The sequence below is a fragment of the Campylobacter sp. JH32 genome, from assembly GCF_017846535.1.
Lineage (GTDB): Bacteria > Campylobacterota > Campylobacteria > Campylobacterales > Campylobacteraceae > Campylobacter_D > Campylobacter_D coli.
The window spans coordinates 23242-39363 of the sequence record NZ_JAEQBS010000009.1; the positions used below are offsets into that span (position 1 = coordinate 23242).

Below are 16122 nucleotides of genomic sequence, written 5' to 3' on the forward strand. Positions count from 1 at the left end.
TTTAATTCCCCTCTTGCAACTTTAAATATATCTCAAAACAAGCACCATCTTTTATATTTTTAACTTGAATTTTTCCACCAAAACTCTCTACGATTTGCTTGCTGATGTAAAGTCCCGCTCCTATACCTTGACTAGGATGTTTAGTTGTAATATAGGGTTGAAAAATTTTGTCTAAAATATCTTCATCAACCCCGCCTGCATTATCCTTAACCTTGACTTTAATATAATTTTTTCCAAATTTGGAAAAACTAAATATAATATTTTTTACTTTTTGAGTCTTAAATGCCTCTATGGAATTTATAATTAAATTTAAAAAAACTCTCATTAGGCCATTCTCATGCGCTATAACTCTATAATCTGTTTTTGAGATTATTCGAGTATTAACTTGATGTTTTTCTATGGTTTCAAAAGCAATGCCAATTACCTTATTTAAAATTTCTCTTAAAGAAACATGATTTTTTTCGTTTTCATTATTTTTAAATAAAGTTCTAAAAATATCAATTGTTTCTGACATATTTTTTATCGTACTTTTAGATTGTAGATAAATTTCGGTAAAACCCTTCTCATCTTGAACATTTTGTTTCATTTGAAACATAGCAATACCAAGCTCATTTAGAGGTTGTCTCCACTGATGTGCAATATCGCTAATCATCTGCTCTATAGAAGAATTTAAAATTTCTTTATAAATCTTTTTTGTATCTTTCTCATTTTTTTCTAAAGCAACTTTAAGCTTATACTCAAAATCTTTGCTTAGTTTTGCAAATTCTTCCTTGCGCTCTTTAGCTGTCTTTTCAAGATTTACACTAATTTCACGCAATTTCGCATGATTTAATACAAGTTCTTCATTTAATTTAAAAGAATTGCTAATATCATAAGATAAAGCAATAATTTCATTTAAATCACCCTTATTATCTACAATAGGAATTAAAAATGCGTCAAGATAAAAAGTTTTGCCTAGCTTATCGACATTTTTAAAAACCACCCAATAAGCTTCTTTTTGCCAAAGTTTTCCTAAAAGTTGATTGATATAACTTTCTTTAACATCAGGATGTTTTAAAATAAAATGATGCTTTCCAATCAACTCTTTTTTACTATAACCACTTATCTTGCAAAATTTTTCACTTGCATCGATAATTATACCTTGCAAATTGATCTTAAAGAAAATTGTCTTTTTTTCTATTACTTTTAAAACTTGCTCGGCAACTGAATTTGCCATTTAAAAAGCCTTAAAACCCATATAAGCTAAACCTATTCCATAAGCTACAATAATGAAATAAGATAAATAATTAAATACTTTTTTCAAAAATACACCCAAATATTGTGATATTTTGACAAAAAAAAGCATTGCTGGAAGGGTTGAAAGACCAAAAACTAGCATAACCAAAATGCTTTCTGTAACATTTTGCCTACTCATTGCATTCGCTAGAAAAAAATACACCAAACCACAAGGAACAAACCCATTAGCAAAACCTAAAATCATTGCCGATTTTACACCCTTAAAACCCATAGATTTTTTAATAATCTTTTTTATAAAATACTCAAAAAAAGCGCGATTTTCGATAAAAGCAAGGATTTTACCTCTAAAAATTAAAGAAAAACCTAAAATTACCATAAACACACCGAGTATAAAAAAGGATAAGCTTTGAATTTTGGCATTTATAGCTAATAAATTTCCAAATATCCCAAAGATTATTCCCAATAAAATATAAGAAAAAATTCTAAATAATTGATAAATAAAAGTTAATAAAAACAAATTTTTGTGAGTTGAATTTAAATTCATAAAAGCTAAAATAAATCCCCCACACATAGAATAGCAATGCCCAAAGCTCGATAAAAAGGCTACACTAAATATAGCCAAAAAGTCAAAATTTAGAGGAAGGAAATTCACATTAAATTCATAAATTCTTTAAAAATATATTTACTTTCGTGCGGACCTGATGAACTTTCAGGATGGTGCTGCACCGAAATAATAGGATAGTCTTTATACCTTACACCCTCGACATTATCTCCAAAAAGATTTCTATGCGTTATAATTGCTACTTCGCAAAGCTCTTCAGGAACATTATAATTATGGTTTTGAGCAGTGATTTCAACACTTTTGTTTTCTAAGTTGATCACAGGATGATTAGCTCCGTGTTGTCCAAATTTCATTTTATAAGTTTCATATCCAAAAGCATTACTTAAAAGCTGATGCCCTAAACAAATTCCAAGCATAGGAATTTTAGCCTCGGCTAATTTTTTAATTTCAGCAATTTCTTGTTTTAAAATTTTTGGCTCTCCTGGTCCATTTGAAAGAAATACACCTTGAATTTGACCTTTTTGATAAAGCTTGATAAGTTCTTCTGCTTTGGTATTATAAGGAAAAACTTCTACTTCTAAACCCACTTCCACAAGCTCATTGAGAATGTTTGCTTTCACACCATAATCAATAACAGCAACTTTTTTTGTATTTTTTTTAGCCTTATTGTAACTTTGGGTAGCATTATTCCAAACTCCATGTTTGTGAGCGTAGGATTTTTTAGTACTTACTTCTTTTACAAAATTAATCTCATCTATTTTTGCAGATTTTTCCAAAGCTGCTTTTAATTCTTCTTTGCTAGAGATTTCAGTTGAGATAACTGCTCTTAAATTTCCGCTGTCTCTTAACATTTTTACCAAATAGCGAGTGTCTAGTCCATAAACTCCTATTTTTCCATGTTCTTCTAAGTATTCTTGTAAGCTTTTTTGAGCACGAAAATTAGAAAAAGTAGGGCTTAATTCTCTCATCAAAACGCCACTTGCAAAAATTTCCTTGCTTTCATTATCATTTTCATTGGTTCCCACTATACCAATTTCTGGCATAGAAAATACGATAAATTGCCCTGCATAAGAAGGATCAGATATTATCTCTTGATAACCTGTTAAAGAAGTATTAAATACAAGCTCGCCAAAAAAAGTTCCACCCTTGCCAAAAGCCTTAGCAGTTAAAAAAATATCATTTTCTATATAAATATAAGCTTTCATAATTTAAAACATTCCTTTTTTTCTAAGCTCTTCTTGGTAAAGTTTTTCAAAAATAAGCTCATATTCTTCGCTACCTGGAATAGGTTTTGTTTTATAATTGCTTATTTTTTCATAAACCTCATCTTCTAATTTTTCATAAATTTTAAGATAGTCATCTATGCTAGAAAAAATTAAATTTTTCACTCTATTTTCGCTTACCACAAAATTAATATAATCATTTTCTATAAGTTCTTCTAAAATTCTATGCGCTAAATGATTGTGTCTATCTTCAGAATTTAAAATCACACCAAATTCAGGAGCTAATTTTTTCTTAACAAGCCAAAACATATTTTTACGATCTACTTGCATAAGCTCCATTTCATTTTCTTGTTGTTCTAAAAGCTCTTTAACTCTTTCATCTAGCTTTCTTTCATTCATAAGATCATCTTCTAAAATTTGTTTAATGCAAGGGTTTAACTTTTCAATATTGTCTTTAATTTCAACAAAAGAGGAATGTGCAATATCTAACATTATTTTATTTGTAATATAAGGTATATGTGGCAATTTTATACGCATTTTCAAGCCTTTTCACTAATAATTTTGAAATAATAATATATTTTTGGTAAAAGAATGTTAAAAAATTAAATTTTTAATTGCTTTTATTATTATCCATATTTTTTAGCAATAAGGTCAATTCGCTCGCTTTTGCAGGATCCATTTTAGAAAGCACTCCTGAAATTTTTCTAGACTCTAAAGATAGCATGATTTTACTCGCATCTTCAGCATCCATTTGGGTTAAAACATCAGCTATTGCAGTATCTTTCATTTGCGAATAAATTTCTTTAATCCTACCTTCTGTTTTTTCATTGATAGAATTTAAAATTTTTTGCTGCTCTTCTAAAAGTTTTGTATTTTGTTCTTTTAAACTTTCAATCTGTGCTAAAGTCGCATTTACTTCGGCTTCTCTTTGATTTAAGACTTCAAGCCTTTCTTTTTGCAAAGCTTCAAAAGAAGCTTTATAAGCTTCTAAAGCTTGCCTTGCTTCATCAAATTCTCTAGTTTGCAATTCAATTTGAGCTTTTCTAGCTTCAAAATACTGCTCACAATCTTGTTCAGCTCCAAAAACTACACTTGAAATAAAAACTAACAATATAAATTTTTTAATCATCTTTTTCTCCTTTGAAAAAACGACTGATTGCAATTTCATCTAAAAATTTTTCTTCAGCCTTGGCAAGTTCTTTTTGCTTTTGTTTAATTTCCTCGGCTTCTAAAACCTTCATTTTTTCATAATCTAAATGTGCTTTTTGATATAAAAACTGATAATGATTCATTTCTTTTTTAGAAAGTTCTACTTTCTCCCTAGCTCTTGCCAAAGCCTCGCGTCCTACTTGCGCCATACTTAAATTCGATCTTAACTCTGCTATAGATCCTGATTTTGGCAATACGCCTAAACTTTCACACTCTTGGCGTGAAAGTTCATAAGCTTTTTCATGTTCAAGCTGTCTTTGTTTGGCTTGATTAAGATTTGATTCTGCTTTATCAAGTTGTTGTTTTCTTACCTTTACAACAGAATTATATTTACTTTTCATAAGATGATAGTATCATCTCTTTCAGGGCTAGTAGAAATATACTTTACCTTAACCCCTGCAAGCTCTTCAAGTCTTGCTATATATTTTTTAGCATTTTCTGGCAATAAATCATAATCTTTTATACCAAAAACTTTATCCCAACCATCTATTTCTTCATAAATAGGTTGAACATTTTCTAAATCGCTTGGTATATAGTCGATTTCCATGCCCTTATATTCATAAGCACGACAAATTTTTATCTTTTCAAAACCATCTAAAACATCAAGCTTCATCAAAGATAAAGCATCAAGACCATTAAGTCTTGCTGTATATCTTACAGCAACTGCATCAAACCATCCACAGCGTCTTTTACGTCCCGTGCTTACGCCAATTTCTTTTCCAATTTGCGCAATTTTTTCTCCATCTTCACCCTTATCCTCAGTAGGAAAAGCTCCATTTCCCACACGCGTTGTATAAGCTTTTACAATACCTATAATATTTCCCGCTTCTTTAGGATTTAACCCGAGTCCTGTTAAAGCGCCTGCTGAAATAGTACTTGAGCTTGTAACATAAGGATAAGTTCCATGATCAATATCAAGCATAGAACCCTGAGCTCCTTCTAAAAGTACTCTTTTATCTTCATCTAAAGCCTTCCAAAGCATTCTTGTAGTATCTGTAATATAAGGAGTTAAAATTTCATTAAAACGTTTTAAATCAGCAAGCAATTCTTCAGCACTTGGAATTTCAATTTCAAGCATTTCAAAAAAAGTTTTATTAGCTTCAAAATCTTTTATCAAAGCCTCGCAAAGTCTTTGTGGTTCTAAAAGCTCTCCAACTCTATGTCCTGTACGATTAATCTTATCTGCATAAGAAGGTCCTATACCCTTACCTGTTGTTCCTATGGCATTTTTGCCTTTGAGCTTTTCTTTTGCAATGTCTATTAAAGAATGATGTTTTAAATTTAAATGAGCTCTATCGCTGATATATAATCTACCTTTTAAATTTTCAAATTGAGCCATTTCAGCAATCAATACTTCAGGAGAAACCACAACTCCATTTCCGATAATATTAATACATCTTGGATGCAAAACTCCACTTGGCATAAGATGAAGTGCGTATCTTACACCATTTACCCAAATGGTATGTCCTGCATTATGTCCCCCTGCACTGCGACACACATAGTCATAATTTTCACATAATTTATCTACTACTTTGCCTTTACCTTCATCACCCCATTGAATTCCAACAATAATATCTGCTTTACTCATTATTTTCCTTAAATTTTACGGCGAGAAGATGAGAGAATCGAACTCCCCAAAGAATAGTCAACTACCCTTTCATCTGATTTGAAGTCAGTGACGATCACCAGATACGCTAATCTTCCAAAGTTATAATTATAGCTATTTTTAAATGAAAAACAAAATAAATTTTCAAATTTTATCAAAGCATCACTGATTTTTGACTTTAGTTTAAAATTAGGTTATAATCTCACTCTTTTTTTAGCATCAAGGTTTGATGATTACGGTATTTAGGAACTTCTTTGAATTCTTTCAAACAAAAATATTTAATCAATTTTTGGGATAATTCCCGTGCTATGATAACACTTGGAATTTTAAGTGCAGTATACTTTGGAATTTTTGGTGGTGTTTGGGCTGTTACGGGAGAAATGACGCGTTGGGGTGGAGAATTTTTAGAGCTTTTAGGTATGGATTTGAATGGATATTCTTATTATCAAAAGCAAAATTTAAATGGTACTCCTTTAACGAGAACCGATGGAATCATGCTTATAGGCATGTTTATAGGTTGTTTAGTAGCCGCACTTTTAGCCAACAAAGTCAAATTTCGCTTACCCGCTAGCAATATAAGAATCTTTCAAGCTATAGTAGGTGGAATTCTTTCAGGCTATGGCGCAAGACTTGCCTTTGGGTGTAACTTGGCAAACTTTTTTACAGGCTTGCCTTATTTTTCACTGCATACTTGGTTTTTTGGTGTTTTTATGGTTTTGGGAATTTATCTTGGTGTAAAACTTTGTAACACTTCCTTTTTTAAACCTAAAGCAAAATTACAATGTGCAAATAAAGAAAACATTCCTTTGCTCAAACAAAACTCGCGTGCGAAATTTCATTTTGTTTTAGGTAGTATTCTTTTTGTAGCATTTTTAATATGGGTGTTTTATCTTATGCTTGTTAATGGCAATATAAGCACACAAAGCAAACAAAGTCTTTTAGCTTTAGCACTCATTTTTGGCTTTGCGTTTGGTTTTATCATCTCCAGAGGACAAATTTGTTTTACTGCTTGTTTTAGAGATTTATTCTTATTTGGTAGGGAAAATGCTATAAAAGGCGCTTTAATCGGTATGATAATCGCTTCTTTGATCGCTTTTGCTTTCATCTTACATGGACACAATAGCAAACTCATCGAACTCTCTCCTGCTGTGGCTATTGGGGCATTTTTATTTGGTTTTGGTATAGTTTTCGCAGGGGGTTGTGAATGCGGATGGACTTATCGTGCTTGCGAGGGACAAAGTCATTTTATGATAGTGGGTATTGCAAACATCATAGGAACGATGATTTTGGCTCTAACTTATGACTTTTTACCTAGCGCTTTCAAAGAGGGCGTAAAAATTAACTTGCTCAATGAATTTGGAAATTTGGGTGGGTTTTTCATAAATCTAGCTCTTTTTATTTTAATGTTTGCTTGTGTTTTATTTTATAAAAAACACTTCTTTCTAAAACTAAATCAAAAAGGATAAAAAATGAAAATTACTTATACTTTAAATTTAGAAGGTGAAGCTTGTCCTTATCCTGCTATTGCTACGCTAGATGCCTTGCCGCAACTTAAAAGCGGAGAAACCCTAGAAGTGCTTTGCGATTGTCCACAAAGTATCAATTCTATACCTCAAGATGCAAAAAATCGTGGTTTTAAAATTCTTGAAATCGATCAAAATGGTCCCACACTTCGGTTCTTAATCCAAAAGCCTTAAATTTGGCTCCAAATTTAAAGAGTTGATAAACTTTTGCTCTAGTTTTAATTTTAAAAGCTGGGGCAAAAAATTTCATTTTGAGATAAAAAAGTAGGAAATTTGGAGGATATTTAAACAAATATCCTCATTTTCTAAAAAATCTTAAAGTTCTTTTAACATTCTTTCATATGCAGCTTTAGTTCCTGGGCGTACTTGAGTAAGTAAGCTTGCAATGATTATCACTGCTGAAGCAGCTACAAAGCCTGGAACTATTTCATAAATAGGGAAATTAAAGAGTTCTGCTAAATAATTTTTCCAAAGAACAACCATAACAGCTCCTGTTATCATACCTAAAATCGCTCCTATTCTTGTCATTCTGCTCCAAAATAAAGAGAAAAGCATTACAGAACCAAAACTTGCTCCAAATCCTGCCCATGCATAAGCTACAATACTTAAAACACTTGATTCTTTATCTGTTGAAATCACAAAAGCAACCAATGCTACCAGTAAAACGCCTATTCTTCCCAAATTCATCACAGTTTTATTAGATGCTTCTTTGTTGAAAATTCTTTTATAAAAATCCTCTGCTATGGTAGAGCTTGATACAAGAAGTTGTGAACTTGCAGTACTCATAATAGCAGCCAAAATAGCACTGAGTAAAATACCTGCTATCCATGGATTAAATAAAAGTTGCGACATTACAATAAAGATTTTTTCAGGATCTTGAAGAGTAAGCTCAAATTTATGCACATAAGCTATCCCTAAAAGACCTATAAAGCAAGCACCTATCAAAGAAATCACCATCCAAGAAATTCCTACAAAGGTAGCCGCAGGAATATCCTTAGTAGAGCGAATAGACATAAAGCGCACCAAAATGTGAGGTTGTCCAAAATATCCCAAGCCCCAAGCAAGTGCAGAAACAATGCTTAATGCTCCTATACCCTCACCCATGGATAAAGCATTAGGCTTAATTTCTTCTATAACAGCCATAGCCTCACCAAAACCACCTAAATGATAAAGCATAACAGCAGGAACAACGATCAATGCACCCATCATTAAAAGTCCTTGAAGCAAATCCGTCCAACAAACTGCTTTATATCCGCCTAAAAAAGTATAAGCAACGATAATAAGCGTCCCAGTAGTAAGCGCATATTCATATCTTATACCAAAAGTTGCTTCAAATAATTTTGCTCCACCCACAAGTCCTGATGAAACATAAAAGGTAAAAAATATCAAAATGACAATCGCACAAACTATACGCAAAATATGCTTATCATCATCAAATCTTGTTTCGAAATAATCAGGTATTGTAATAGAATTTGCAATCACACTTGTATAAATTCTAAGTCTTTTTGCTACAAAACTCCAATTCAATAAAGCTCCGATGCTAAGTCCTATAGCAATATAACTCTCTATAAGTCCACTTGCATACAAAGCCCCTGGCAAACCCATCAAAAGCCAACCGCTCATATCAGAAGCCCCTGCGCTTAGTGCAGAAACTACAGGACCTAAAGAACGCCCACCTAGGAAATAATCCTCTGTATTTTTATTTTGCCTATAAAAATAAAAACCTATATAAAGCATTAAAGCAGCATATGCCACAAACATTATCGCTATGGGGGTATTAATTTGAACTGTTTCCATTTTTACTCCTTGGTTTAATGATTTAACGCTCCAATGCCTAAATTTCCATAGCGATGGAAAGATACACTTAAAGCTTTTTCGTTGTGATAAAATAAAAGCTCAAAACGACCATTTAATAATGGTTTTTCTCTGATAATAATCTTAGCTTCTTTTGCCGCTTCTTGATAAATTTCATCTTCCACACTCACTTTTCCATGATAGCGAATTCTCTCAAAATTCTTCAATCTTGAAACAAATTGAGCTTTGCTTTCATTTGTGATTTCAAGGTTTAGATTTATAGCTTTGCAAAGTTCTTTTACTAAAGAAATTTTATCGTTTTCTTCATAGCTCACGCTCAATGGGATATTTAAGATATTGGCTGCAATGATAACTCCTAAAATATCTTGCAAATTATCATTCTCACACACTCTAAAAGCTAAATTTTTAATCTTAGTATAAGAAAAGAGATTATCCTCGCCGCGTATATTGACATAATCTTTTGAAACACTGAATTCATTTCTGTAATGATACGCATAAGATTTTGCCATCAAAATAGCATTGTTTAAAGCTTTTTTATTTTCTTCATTTGTGCCAAGATCTATTTTTTCTAAAGTTTTAACAAATTCGTTATTGAGCAAATTCTCATCAGCTTCACTTGTGCTTATATCTAAAAACTGGGTTATGTAATTATAAATTCCCACTTTTCTACCAAAACCTATAGCAGATTTTTTCACCCCACCAAAAGGCTGACGAAGTACTATAGCTCCTGTTGTAGGTTTATTGATATAGATATTTCCTGCTTCTATATGAGTGTGAAAATACTCCCATTCTCTTTCATCTAAGCTCTCAAATCCTGCAGTAAGACCATAGCCTGTTGAATTGACTATCTCTATAGCTTCTTTTAAATCTTTTGCTTTCATTACACTTAAAATCGGTACAAAAAGCTCATTCATATGAGTGAAATCACCTTTTTTGGTGCCGTATTTTATCCCTGGAGTCATCAAATAAGGATTGTTTTCTAAAAATTGAGGTTTTAAAGCCCATTCTTCATAAGGCGCTAGTTCATTTAAGGCTTTTTCTACTTTAGCACTAGGCTTATCTGCTAATGTGCCTAATTTATTTTTAAATTCAAAAGGATTTCCTACAGCCATAGAAGCAGCTGCATCTACTAAAGTCTTTTTAAATTCTTCATCTTCATAAACTTCTTCCTCTAAAACAAGCAAAGAAGTAGCCGAGCATTTTTGACCGCTGTTGCTAAAAGCAGAATGGATAATATTTTTAATCGCGCTGTCACGATCTGCAAATTTAGAAACAATCGTAGCATTTTTTCCACCCGTTTCAGCACTTAAAAGCAAGGTAGGATTTGCTTTAAGCATAGCATAAGCCGTATCTTCTCCACCTGTAAGAATAGAGAATTTCACTGCTTCATCAACAAGTAAATATTTAGAAATATCGCTTCCTTTTGAAGGTAAGAAAATTAAAGCATCTTTGCTAATTCCTGCATCCCAAAAACATTTACAAAGCATATAGCCTGTTAAAGTTGAAAGCGAAGAAGGCTTGTAAATTACGACATTGCCCGCTGCTAATGGTGCTGCTATGGTTCCAACTGAAATACCTATAGGGAAATTCCAAGGAGCTATGGTTACTCCTATACCTTTAGGGCTAAATTGAGTATTTTTATTTTGCTCTCTTAAAACCTTTAAAGAATGTGGATAAAATTCAGTAAAATCAATAGCCTCACTTACTTCAGGATCAATTTCTAAGAAAGTTTTTCCTACTTCAAGTGCAGCCAAACCTATCAAATCCCCACGACGCTCTCTCATCAAATTTGCAGCCTTAGCTAAAATAGCATGAATTTCATCAAAACTTGTATTTTTAAAATTAGAATTTTTAGCTACTTTAAGAGCTTTTTTGATTTCATTTTCGCCTGCTAAATAAGCTTTTCCTATCATTCTATCTTTGATTTTATCTTTAACTTCTAAAATATTTAAAGTATTTTTATCAAATTCCAAATCTCCGATTACAGGCATTACATCATAATTTTCTAAATTTTCATATTTAGCTCTTATGACTTTAGCCCATGCTCTATTTTGTGGCAAAATAAAATCCGTATCGCTTTCGTTATTAAACATTCCACTTTCATAAGCACTTACTATATTTGGAGCTTTGTTTCTATCTTGGGTGCGGTGTGTGCTATTATCAAGCGTTTTAATTCCTTCTAAAGATTTTAAGAAAAGTTCTTTTTGCACATTCCAGTTATTATCCCCAACTTTGAGATTGAAAAAATATCTCATGAAATTATCTTCGCTTGTATTTTCATCAAGGCGTCTTACAAGATAAGCAATGGCATTATTAAAATGTGCTTCATCACAAACAGGTGCATAAAGAATTAAATCATGCATTTTAGATAATTCATAAGAACATTGCAAACTCATACCTTCAAGCATTTCAAAAGTGAAAGAATCAAGAGCTCCTGCTTCACTGATGCGTGTGTAAGCATAAGCGATTTCAAAGATATTGTGGCTTGCGATACCCACATTGATATATTTATAATTATCTCCCTCTAAAACAAAATCAAGCATTTTGTTATAATTGCTATCTGTGTCTATTTTTTTATAAAAAGTAGGAAGCTCCCATCCTCTTTGACTTGCAATCGTCTCTTCGCTTTCCATGTTTGCACCTTTTACAAAGCGAATTTTAATGGGCTTCATTCCTTTTAAAACTCTTTCTTTTGAAAAGGCAAAAAGTTTTTTAAGGTACTCATAAGAATCAGGTATGTAAGCTTGTAAAACAATACCTGCTTTAATATCAAATTTAGACACACTTTCCATAAAGGCAGCAACGGTTAGTTCCAAATCTCTAAATTCTTCCATGTCAAGATTGATAAATTTACTCACACCCTGCTTTTTTTCTTCTTCTAAGGCTAAAGCATAAAGATGATCAAGTCTTTTAACCACTTCATCCTTGGAGTATTCAAAGTCAATAATATTAATTTGTGAAAAAATAGTAGTGATTTTAATCGAAATATAAGTAATATAGCTTGATTTTAAAGCTTCTTCATATTTTTGAATGCGGTATTTGCTTTCTGCTTCGCCTAAAACCTCTTCGCCAATTAAATTCACATTTAAAGTGATATTATCTTGATCTTTTCTTTTGCGCATATGAGGTTCTAAAACACTAGGATTTGCATCCAAAACCATAGCTTTAGTATCTTCTCTTAAATGTTTTACAAAAAATGGCACACTTAAATTAGGTGCGAATTTACCAAAATTTAAAAAGCTAAAGAGTAAGAATTTCTCAAAGGCACTAAAAAAATCTGCTATACCATACTTATTTAAAGTATGTTCAATAAGCTCAAAACTTGCTCTTTTATCTTTACATCTAAAAGAACGGTCAAGCAATTCGATCAGCATGACTTTATTTTCAGGATTATTAAGAAGCTTTTGCATTTTAGCATGGAATTCTTTTTCAGAATTTGAAATGTTTGCTTCTATTTTTCCTTGTAATTCTTCAGCTAAAGCTAAGGACTTTTGTATCATTTTTACATCTCCTAAGGATAAAATAGTATTCTAAATGAAAATGATATTACAGATAAAATAAAAATGATATTTTAAATTTTAAAAAATGTATAAAAAAAGATTAAAAAAAGTTTTTATGAGTATATAAGTAACAAAAATTAAGAAAATATAAATCTATCATCTTGTTTAGCTACTGCTTTGGCAACAATTTTGGCTTTAATATTTTCATCTTCTAAAGCCTTAAGACATTCTAAAGCCTTTTTCTCTTCTATAGAAATTAAAAGCCCTCCTGAAGTTTGAGGATCACAAAGCAGTAAATCTTCCTCATTTAAACCAGGGTAAAACTCTTGAATGAAATCTAAATTTTTATAAGCTCCACCAGGAATCAAACCCATATCAAAATATTCTTTTACGCCCTCTAAATAAGGAAGTTTATCTTTAAAAATCATAAATGAAATGCTATCATTTAACATTTCTCTTAAATGTCCTAAGAAACCAAAGCCCGTAACATCACTCATCGCATTAACCCCAAAACGAAGTGCAATTTGGCTGGATTTATAATTTAAACCCATCATGCTTTCAAGCATACGATCTAAATGTTTTTCTTCTAACATTTGAGCTTTTAAAGCTGTACTTAAAATACCCGTCCCTAGAGGCTTGGTTAAAAGAATCAAATCCCCTTCTTTAGCGGTATTATTAGCAATAAATTTTTTAGGGTGTACCTTTCCTGTTACACTAAGTCCAAAGAAAAGCTCACCACTTTCTATAGTATGTCCACCCACGATAATGCCACCACATTCTTGAACCTTGTCATTTGCACCTTGTAATAATTCTTGCAAGACATTTAATTCATGATGGCAAGTATCAAAACCCACTATATTTAAAGCATTAATCACCTCTGCACCCATAGCAAACACATCACTTAAGGCATTGGCTGCAGCAATAGCACCAAAATGATAAGCACTATCTACTATAGGTGTGATGAAATCAAGCGTTTGCACTAAGGCTAATTCAGGACTAATTTGAAAAACACTTGCGTCTTCATTATTGCCGATATCACTGAGTAAAGCTGGGCTTGTTTGCATGAAATTTAAAATTGTTTTAAGACCACCCGGGCTTAATTTCGCTGCTCAACCTGCTGCTTTTACAAAGTGCGTTAGATTCTGGTTTTTGTATTCCATATTTTCCTTATAAAGTGATGATTTTTGCCTTGCCACAAAGCTCATTTAAAATCTCATAAGCATTGCCAATGCTTCCTATCTTAAGCTCCTTGCTCTTTCCAAAAAATTCTAAACAAGCTCCACAGCTTATAATCTCAACACCTAATTTTTCAAGTTCTTTCATTGCTAAATGAGCCCTATGGTTCTCATCTACATTGATAAAAACACTTTCATTGACACAAAGAATTTTACTTGGGATATTTTCTACATTTTTTAAAGTACTTAAAAAACCTACAAGTAAATTTTCTCCTAATTTGCCATCGCCTACTTTGTCTGTCTTTAAAAATAAAACATTGTATTCATCTGTACTAGCCTTGGAAAAATCAAGTTCTTGTTTTTTTACTCTTATATAAAATTCATTATTATTTTCTTCAATATCAGCATGCAAATTCAAAGAAGTTAAAAATTTCAAAACATTATTTTTAGAAATAACAGAATTTAACACAATTTCTAAAATTTCATTATTTTGAAGATTTTGGAGTGCTTTTTTTGTCTCAACAATAGGCTTAGGACACTCGAGATTTCTACAATCAATTCTCATTATTTCTCCTTCATTTAATAAACAAAATAATAATACTTTCTTGCTTTTTTTGTCTTTAAATCAAGGAAATATGCAAGTTTATTAAAATTACTTGCATTTAAAATTACAAAACCAAACCTAGCAATTATTTTTTATGCTTAAAAAATAATTCTTTAAAACGCTTATTGGCATATTCTTCGATATCTTTTTGCAAAGTAGCGTAATTTTCCATAAGTTCCATAGCCCTTGGTGTAAGTTTGGTGCCTGACTCTTTAGAGCGACCCTGTCTTGAACTTACTAAAATTTCTTGAGAATTTTTTTGTAAAACTTGTAAATGCATCCAAGCTTTTTTATAATTTATCCCCATAAGTTTTGAAGCATGAAGCAAACTTCCTGTTTGCCCTATGAGTTCTAAAAGCTCGGTTTTTCCTTTTCCAAAAAGCAAATCTCCGTCTGCATTTTCTATCCAAGTCTTAGTCCTAACTACAAACTGCTTGCCTTTTTTTTCTTTAAAACAACCAAGTTGGCAATATTTTACATCGATTTTATATGCTTTTAAAGCAGAACGCATTGATTTTAATCCGCAACCCTCTTTGGCAATATTTCTTGCATCTTTACAAAAAATTTTACGCTTTTCATCTAAGCTAGGCTCTACCTTTCTTAAAACTTCTATTTTTGCTTTTTCAAAATCAAGATGACCAAATTGCCCAAGCTCACAATTATCAATGCGAATTCCATTGATATCTGCTATTTTACCTATCTCTTCTATAGCTACATCAAATTTTTTAGCGATTTTAAAAGCCGTTCCGCAATCAAGCTTTTCATTGCTATTTAAAAGCTCTTTCATATAAGCTAGTATTTTTTTATTTTTATCCATTGATTCTATTTTCTCCACTATAAATATTGATATTTTCACCCCTTGCAAAGCCACAAAGTGTTAAATCAAATTTTCTTGCTATCATGACACCTAAACAAGTAGGGGCTGTACGCGAAATAAGAACAGGAATTTTGTGCATCACTGCTTTAGCCACCATTTCAGAACTTAGCCTTCCGCTGACCATTAAAAAACATTTACTAAACTCTACTCCCGCAAGTCTTGCCTTTCCTAGAGCTTTATCTATGGTATTGTGTTGGGCTATATCCTCGCCTATAAAAAAGGTATCTTTATCGACAAAAAGTTTGGCTGTGTGCACGCAACCTGTTTTTTCATAAAGATCGCATTGAGTATAAAATTCACTCATTTGTTTTAAAATTTCATCTTTATTAAATTTTGCCTCACTTGTAATTTTACTTGCTTCTATACTTTGTGGGTCAATATTGGCTGTATGAGCTCTACCACAACCACTTATCACCACACCTTCAGCATTGAGTTTAGCTAAATTTTCTTTATCAATCTTGGCTTTAATATGCACACTCATGCCATCATCTTTAGTTTCTATGCTTTCTATATCAGACACCTTAGCAATGATATTTTCACTCATCAAATACCCCACCGCCAAAGCTTGCTCATCTACAGGAGTTGCCATTAAAGCGCCTACTTTTTCATCATTGATAAAAATTTCAAGCTTGATTTCACGCACTAAAGTATCATCACAAGTAAATAAATCTTTGCCTTTATATTTTAAAATTTGAGTTGTAAATAAGGGTTCCATTGTCATCTCTTTTGTAATTATAAAATTACAAATATTATATCACAAAATTTAATACTTCTTTATTTTTAAAATCTCAT

The 16122-nt window shown here is 31.8% G+C and carries 15 protein-coding genes and 1 tRNA gene; 2 read left to right on the plus strand and 14 right to left on the minus strand.

The features are described from left to right. Window position 1: 1 nt before the first annotated feature. The 8 genes from bumS to KAR67_RS07400 form a co-directional block, all read right to left on the minus strand. On the minus strand, window positions 2-1216 hold the full coding sequence (gene bumS / locus KAR67_RS07365) for a butyrate sensor histidiine kinase-like phosphatase BumS (RefSeq protein WP_002779335.1): 1215 nt from the start codon (window positions 1214-1216) through the stop codon (window positions 2-4). Continuing rightward, on the minus strand, window positions 1217-1888 hold the full coding sequence (locus tag KAR67_RS07370) for a sulfite exporter TauE/SafE family protein (protein ID WP_002781185.1): 672 nt from the start codon (window positions 1886-1888) through the stop codon (window positions 1217-1219). It abuts the gene before it with no gap. Beyond that, on the minus strand, window positions 1885-3003 hold the full coding sequence (gene carA, locus KAR67_RS07375; RefSeq protein ID WP_002779337.1) for a glutamine-hydrolyzing carbamoyl-phosphate synthase small subunit: 1119 nt from the start codon (window positions 3001-3003) through the stop codon (window positions 1885-1887). The genes KAR67_RS07370 and carA overlap by 4 nt, the downstream gene beginning before the upstream one ends. Window positions 3004-3006: 3 nt before the next feature. Further along, complete coding sequence (locus KAR67_RS07380) at window positions 3007-3558, minus strand: DUF507 family protein (RefSeq protein WP_131235412.1); 552 nt, start codon at window positions 3556-3558, stop codon at window positions 3007-3009. Window positions 3559-3631: 73 nt separating this feature from the next. Continuing rightward, window positions 3632-4150 (minus strand): MotE family protein, encoded by a 519-nt coding sequence (locus KAR67_RS07385; protein WP_002781188.1) that lies wholly within the window; start codon window positions 4148-4150, stop codon window positions 3632-3634. Then, on the minus strand, window positions 4143-4571 hold the full coding sequence (locus tag KAR67_RS07390) for a flagellar export protein FliJ (RefSeq protein WP_002779340.1): 429 nt from the start codon (window positions 4569-4571) through the stop codon (window positions 4143-4145). The genes KAR67_RS07385 and KAR67_RS07390 overlap by 8 nt, the downstream gene beginning before the upstream one ends. Next, window positions 4568-5818, minus strand: a complete 1251-nt coding sequence (locus KAR67_RS07395; RefSeq protein ID WP_072214038.1) for an adenylosuccinate synthase — start codon at window positions 5816-5818, stop codon at window positions 4568-4570. Before KAR67_RS07395 ends, KAR67_RS07390 begins: the two co-directional genes overlap by 4 nt. Before the next feature lie 21 nt (window positions 5819-5839). After that, window positions 5840-5934: transfer RNA gene (locus KAR67_RS07400), tRNA-Sec, on the minus strand. Window positions 5935-6090: 156 nt separating this feature from the next. Between KAR67_RS07400 and yedE the strand changes: the two genes are divergently transcribed. Beyond that, window positions 6091-7302 carry a selenium metabolism membrane protein YedE/FdhT gene (yedE, locus tag KAR67_RS07405; protein ID WP_162284625.1) on the plus strand — a complete coding sequence of 404 codons (1212 nt, stop codon included), beginning with the start codon at window positions 6091-6093 and terminating at the stop codon, window positions 7300-7302. A gap of 3 nt (window positions 7303-7305) precedes the next feature. Further along, window positions 7306-7533, plus strand: coding sequence for a sulfurtransferase-like selenium metabolism protein YedF (gene yedF, locus KAR67_RS07410; RefSeq protein WP_002816871.1), 228 nt, complete (start codon window positions 7306-7308; stop codon window positions 7531-7533). A 141-nt stretch (window positions 7534-7674) separates the two neighbouring features. Here the strand turns inward: yedF (KAR67_RS07410) and putP are convergent, their stop codons facing one another. From putP to fdhD, 6 genes are all read right to left on the minus strand, one after another. Continuing rightward, entirely contained in the window at window positions 7675-9156 is a 1482-nt protein-coding gene (gene putP, locus KAR67_RS07415; RefSeq protein WP_002779345.1) for a sodium/proline symporter PutP, read from the minus strand. Between the two features lie 14 nt (window positions 9157-9170). Continuing rightward, window positions 9171-12674: a proline dehydrogenase family protein gene (locus KAR67_RS07420; RefSeq protein WP_162284624.1), complete on the minus strand. Its 3504-nt coding sequence runs from the start codon at window positions 12672-12674 to the stop codon at window positions 9171-9173. Between the two features lie 137 nt (window positions 12675-12811). After that, window positions 12812-13834: a selenide, water dikinase SelD gene (gene selD, locus KAR67_RS07425; RefSeq protein WP_077289599.1), complete on the minus strand. Its 1023-nt coding sequence runs from the start codon at window positions 13832-13834 to the stop codon at window positions 12812-12814. A gap of 7 nt (window positions 13835-13841) precedes the next feature. Next, entirely contained in the window at window positions 13842-14414 is a 573-nt protein-coding gene (gene yedF, locus KAR67_RS07430) for a sulfurtransferase-like selenium metabolism protein YedF (RefSeq protein ID WP_002779348.1), read from the minus strand. 124 nt (window positions 14415-14538) lie between these two features. Then, entirely contained in the window at window positions 14539-15270 is a 732-nt protein-coding gene (locus KAR67_RS07435) for a winged helix-turn-helix domain-containing protein (protein WP_002790293.1), read from the minus strand. Beyond that, the gene (gene fdhD / locus KAR67_RS07440; RefSeq protein ID WP_002799829.1) at window positions 15263-16045 is read right to left on the minus strand and encodes a formate dehydrogenase accessory sulfurtransferase FdhD; all 783 of its coding nucleotides are present in this window, start codon (window positions 16043-16045) and stop codon (window positions 15263-15265) included. Before fdhD ends, KAR67_RS07435 begins: the two co-directional genes overlap by 8 nt. Window positions 16046-16122: the final 77 nt, after the last annotated feature.

Bases quoted from the DNA above. Each gene is read 5' to 3' on its own strand.
- fdhD (WP_002799829.1), bottom strand. From the start codon at position 16,045: ATGGAACCCTTATTTACAACTCAAATTTTAAAATATAAAGGCAAAGAT.
- KAR67_RS07435 (WP_002790293.1), bottom strand. From the start codon at position 15,270: ATGGATAAAAATAAAAAAATACTAGCTTATATGAAAGAGCTTTTAAAT.
- KAR67_RS07385 (WP_002781188.1), bottom strand. From the start codon at position 4,150: ATGATTAAAAAATTTATATTGTTAGTTTTTATTTCAAGTGTAGTTTTT.
- putP (WP_002779345.1), bottom strand. From the start codon at position 9,156: ATGGAAACAGTTCAAATTAATACCCCCATAGCGATAATGTTTGTGGCA.
- bumS (WP_002779335.1), bottom strand. From the start codon at position 1,216: ATGGCAAATTCAGTTGCCGAGCAAGTTTTAAAAGTAATAGAAAAAAAG.
- KAR67_RS07390 (WP_002779340.1), bottom strand. From the start codon at position 4,571: ATGAAAAGTAAATATAATTCTGTTGTAAAGGTAAGAAAACAACAACTT.
- KAR67_RS07420 (WP_162284624.1), bottom strand. From the start codon at position 12,674: ATGATACAAAAGTCCTTAGCTTTAGCTGAAGAATTACAAGGAAAAATA.
- KAR67_RS07395 (WP_072214038.1), bottom strand. From the start codon at position 5,818: ATGAGTAAAGCAGATATTATTGTTGGAATTCAATGGGGTGATGAAGGT.
- yedF (WP_002816871.1), top strand. From the start codon at position 7,306: ATGAAAATTACTTATACTTTAAATTTAGAAGGTGAAGCTTGTCCTTAT.
- yedF (WP_002779348.1), bottom strand. From the start codon at position 14,414: ATGAGAATTGATTGTAGAAATCTCGAGTGTCCTAAGCCTATTGTTGAG.
- KAR67_RS07380 (WP_131235412.1), bottom strand. From the start codon at position 3,558: ATGCGTATAAAATTGCCACATATACCTTATATTACAAATAAAATAATG.
- carA (WP_002779337.1), bottom strand. From the start codon at position 3,003: ATGAAAGCTTATATTTATATAGAAAATGATATTTTTTTAACTGCTAAG.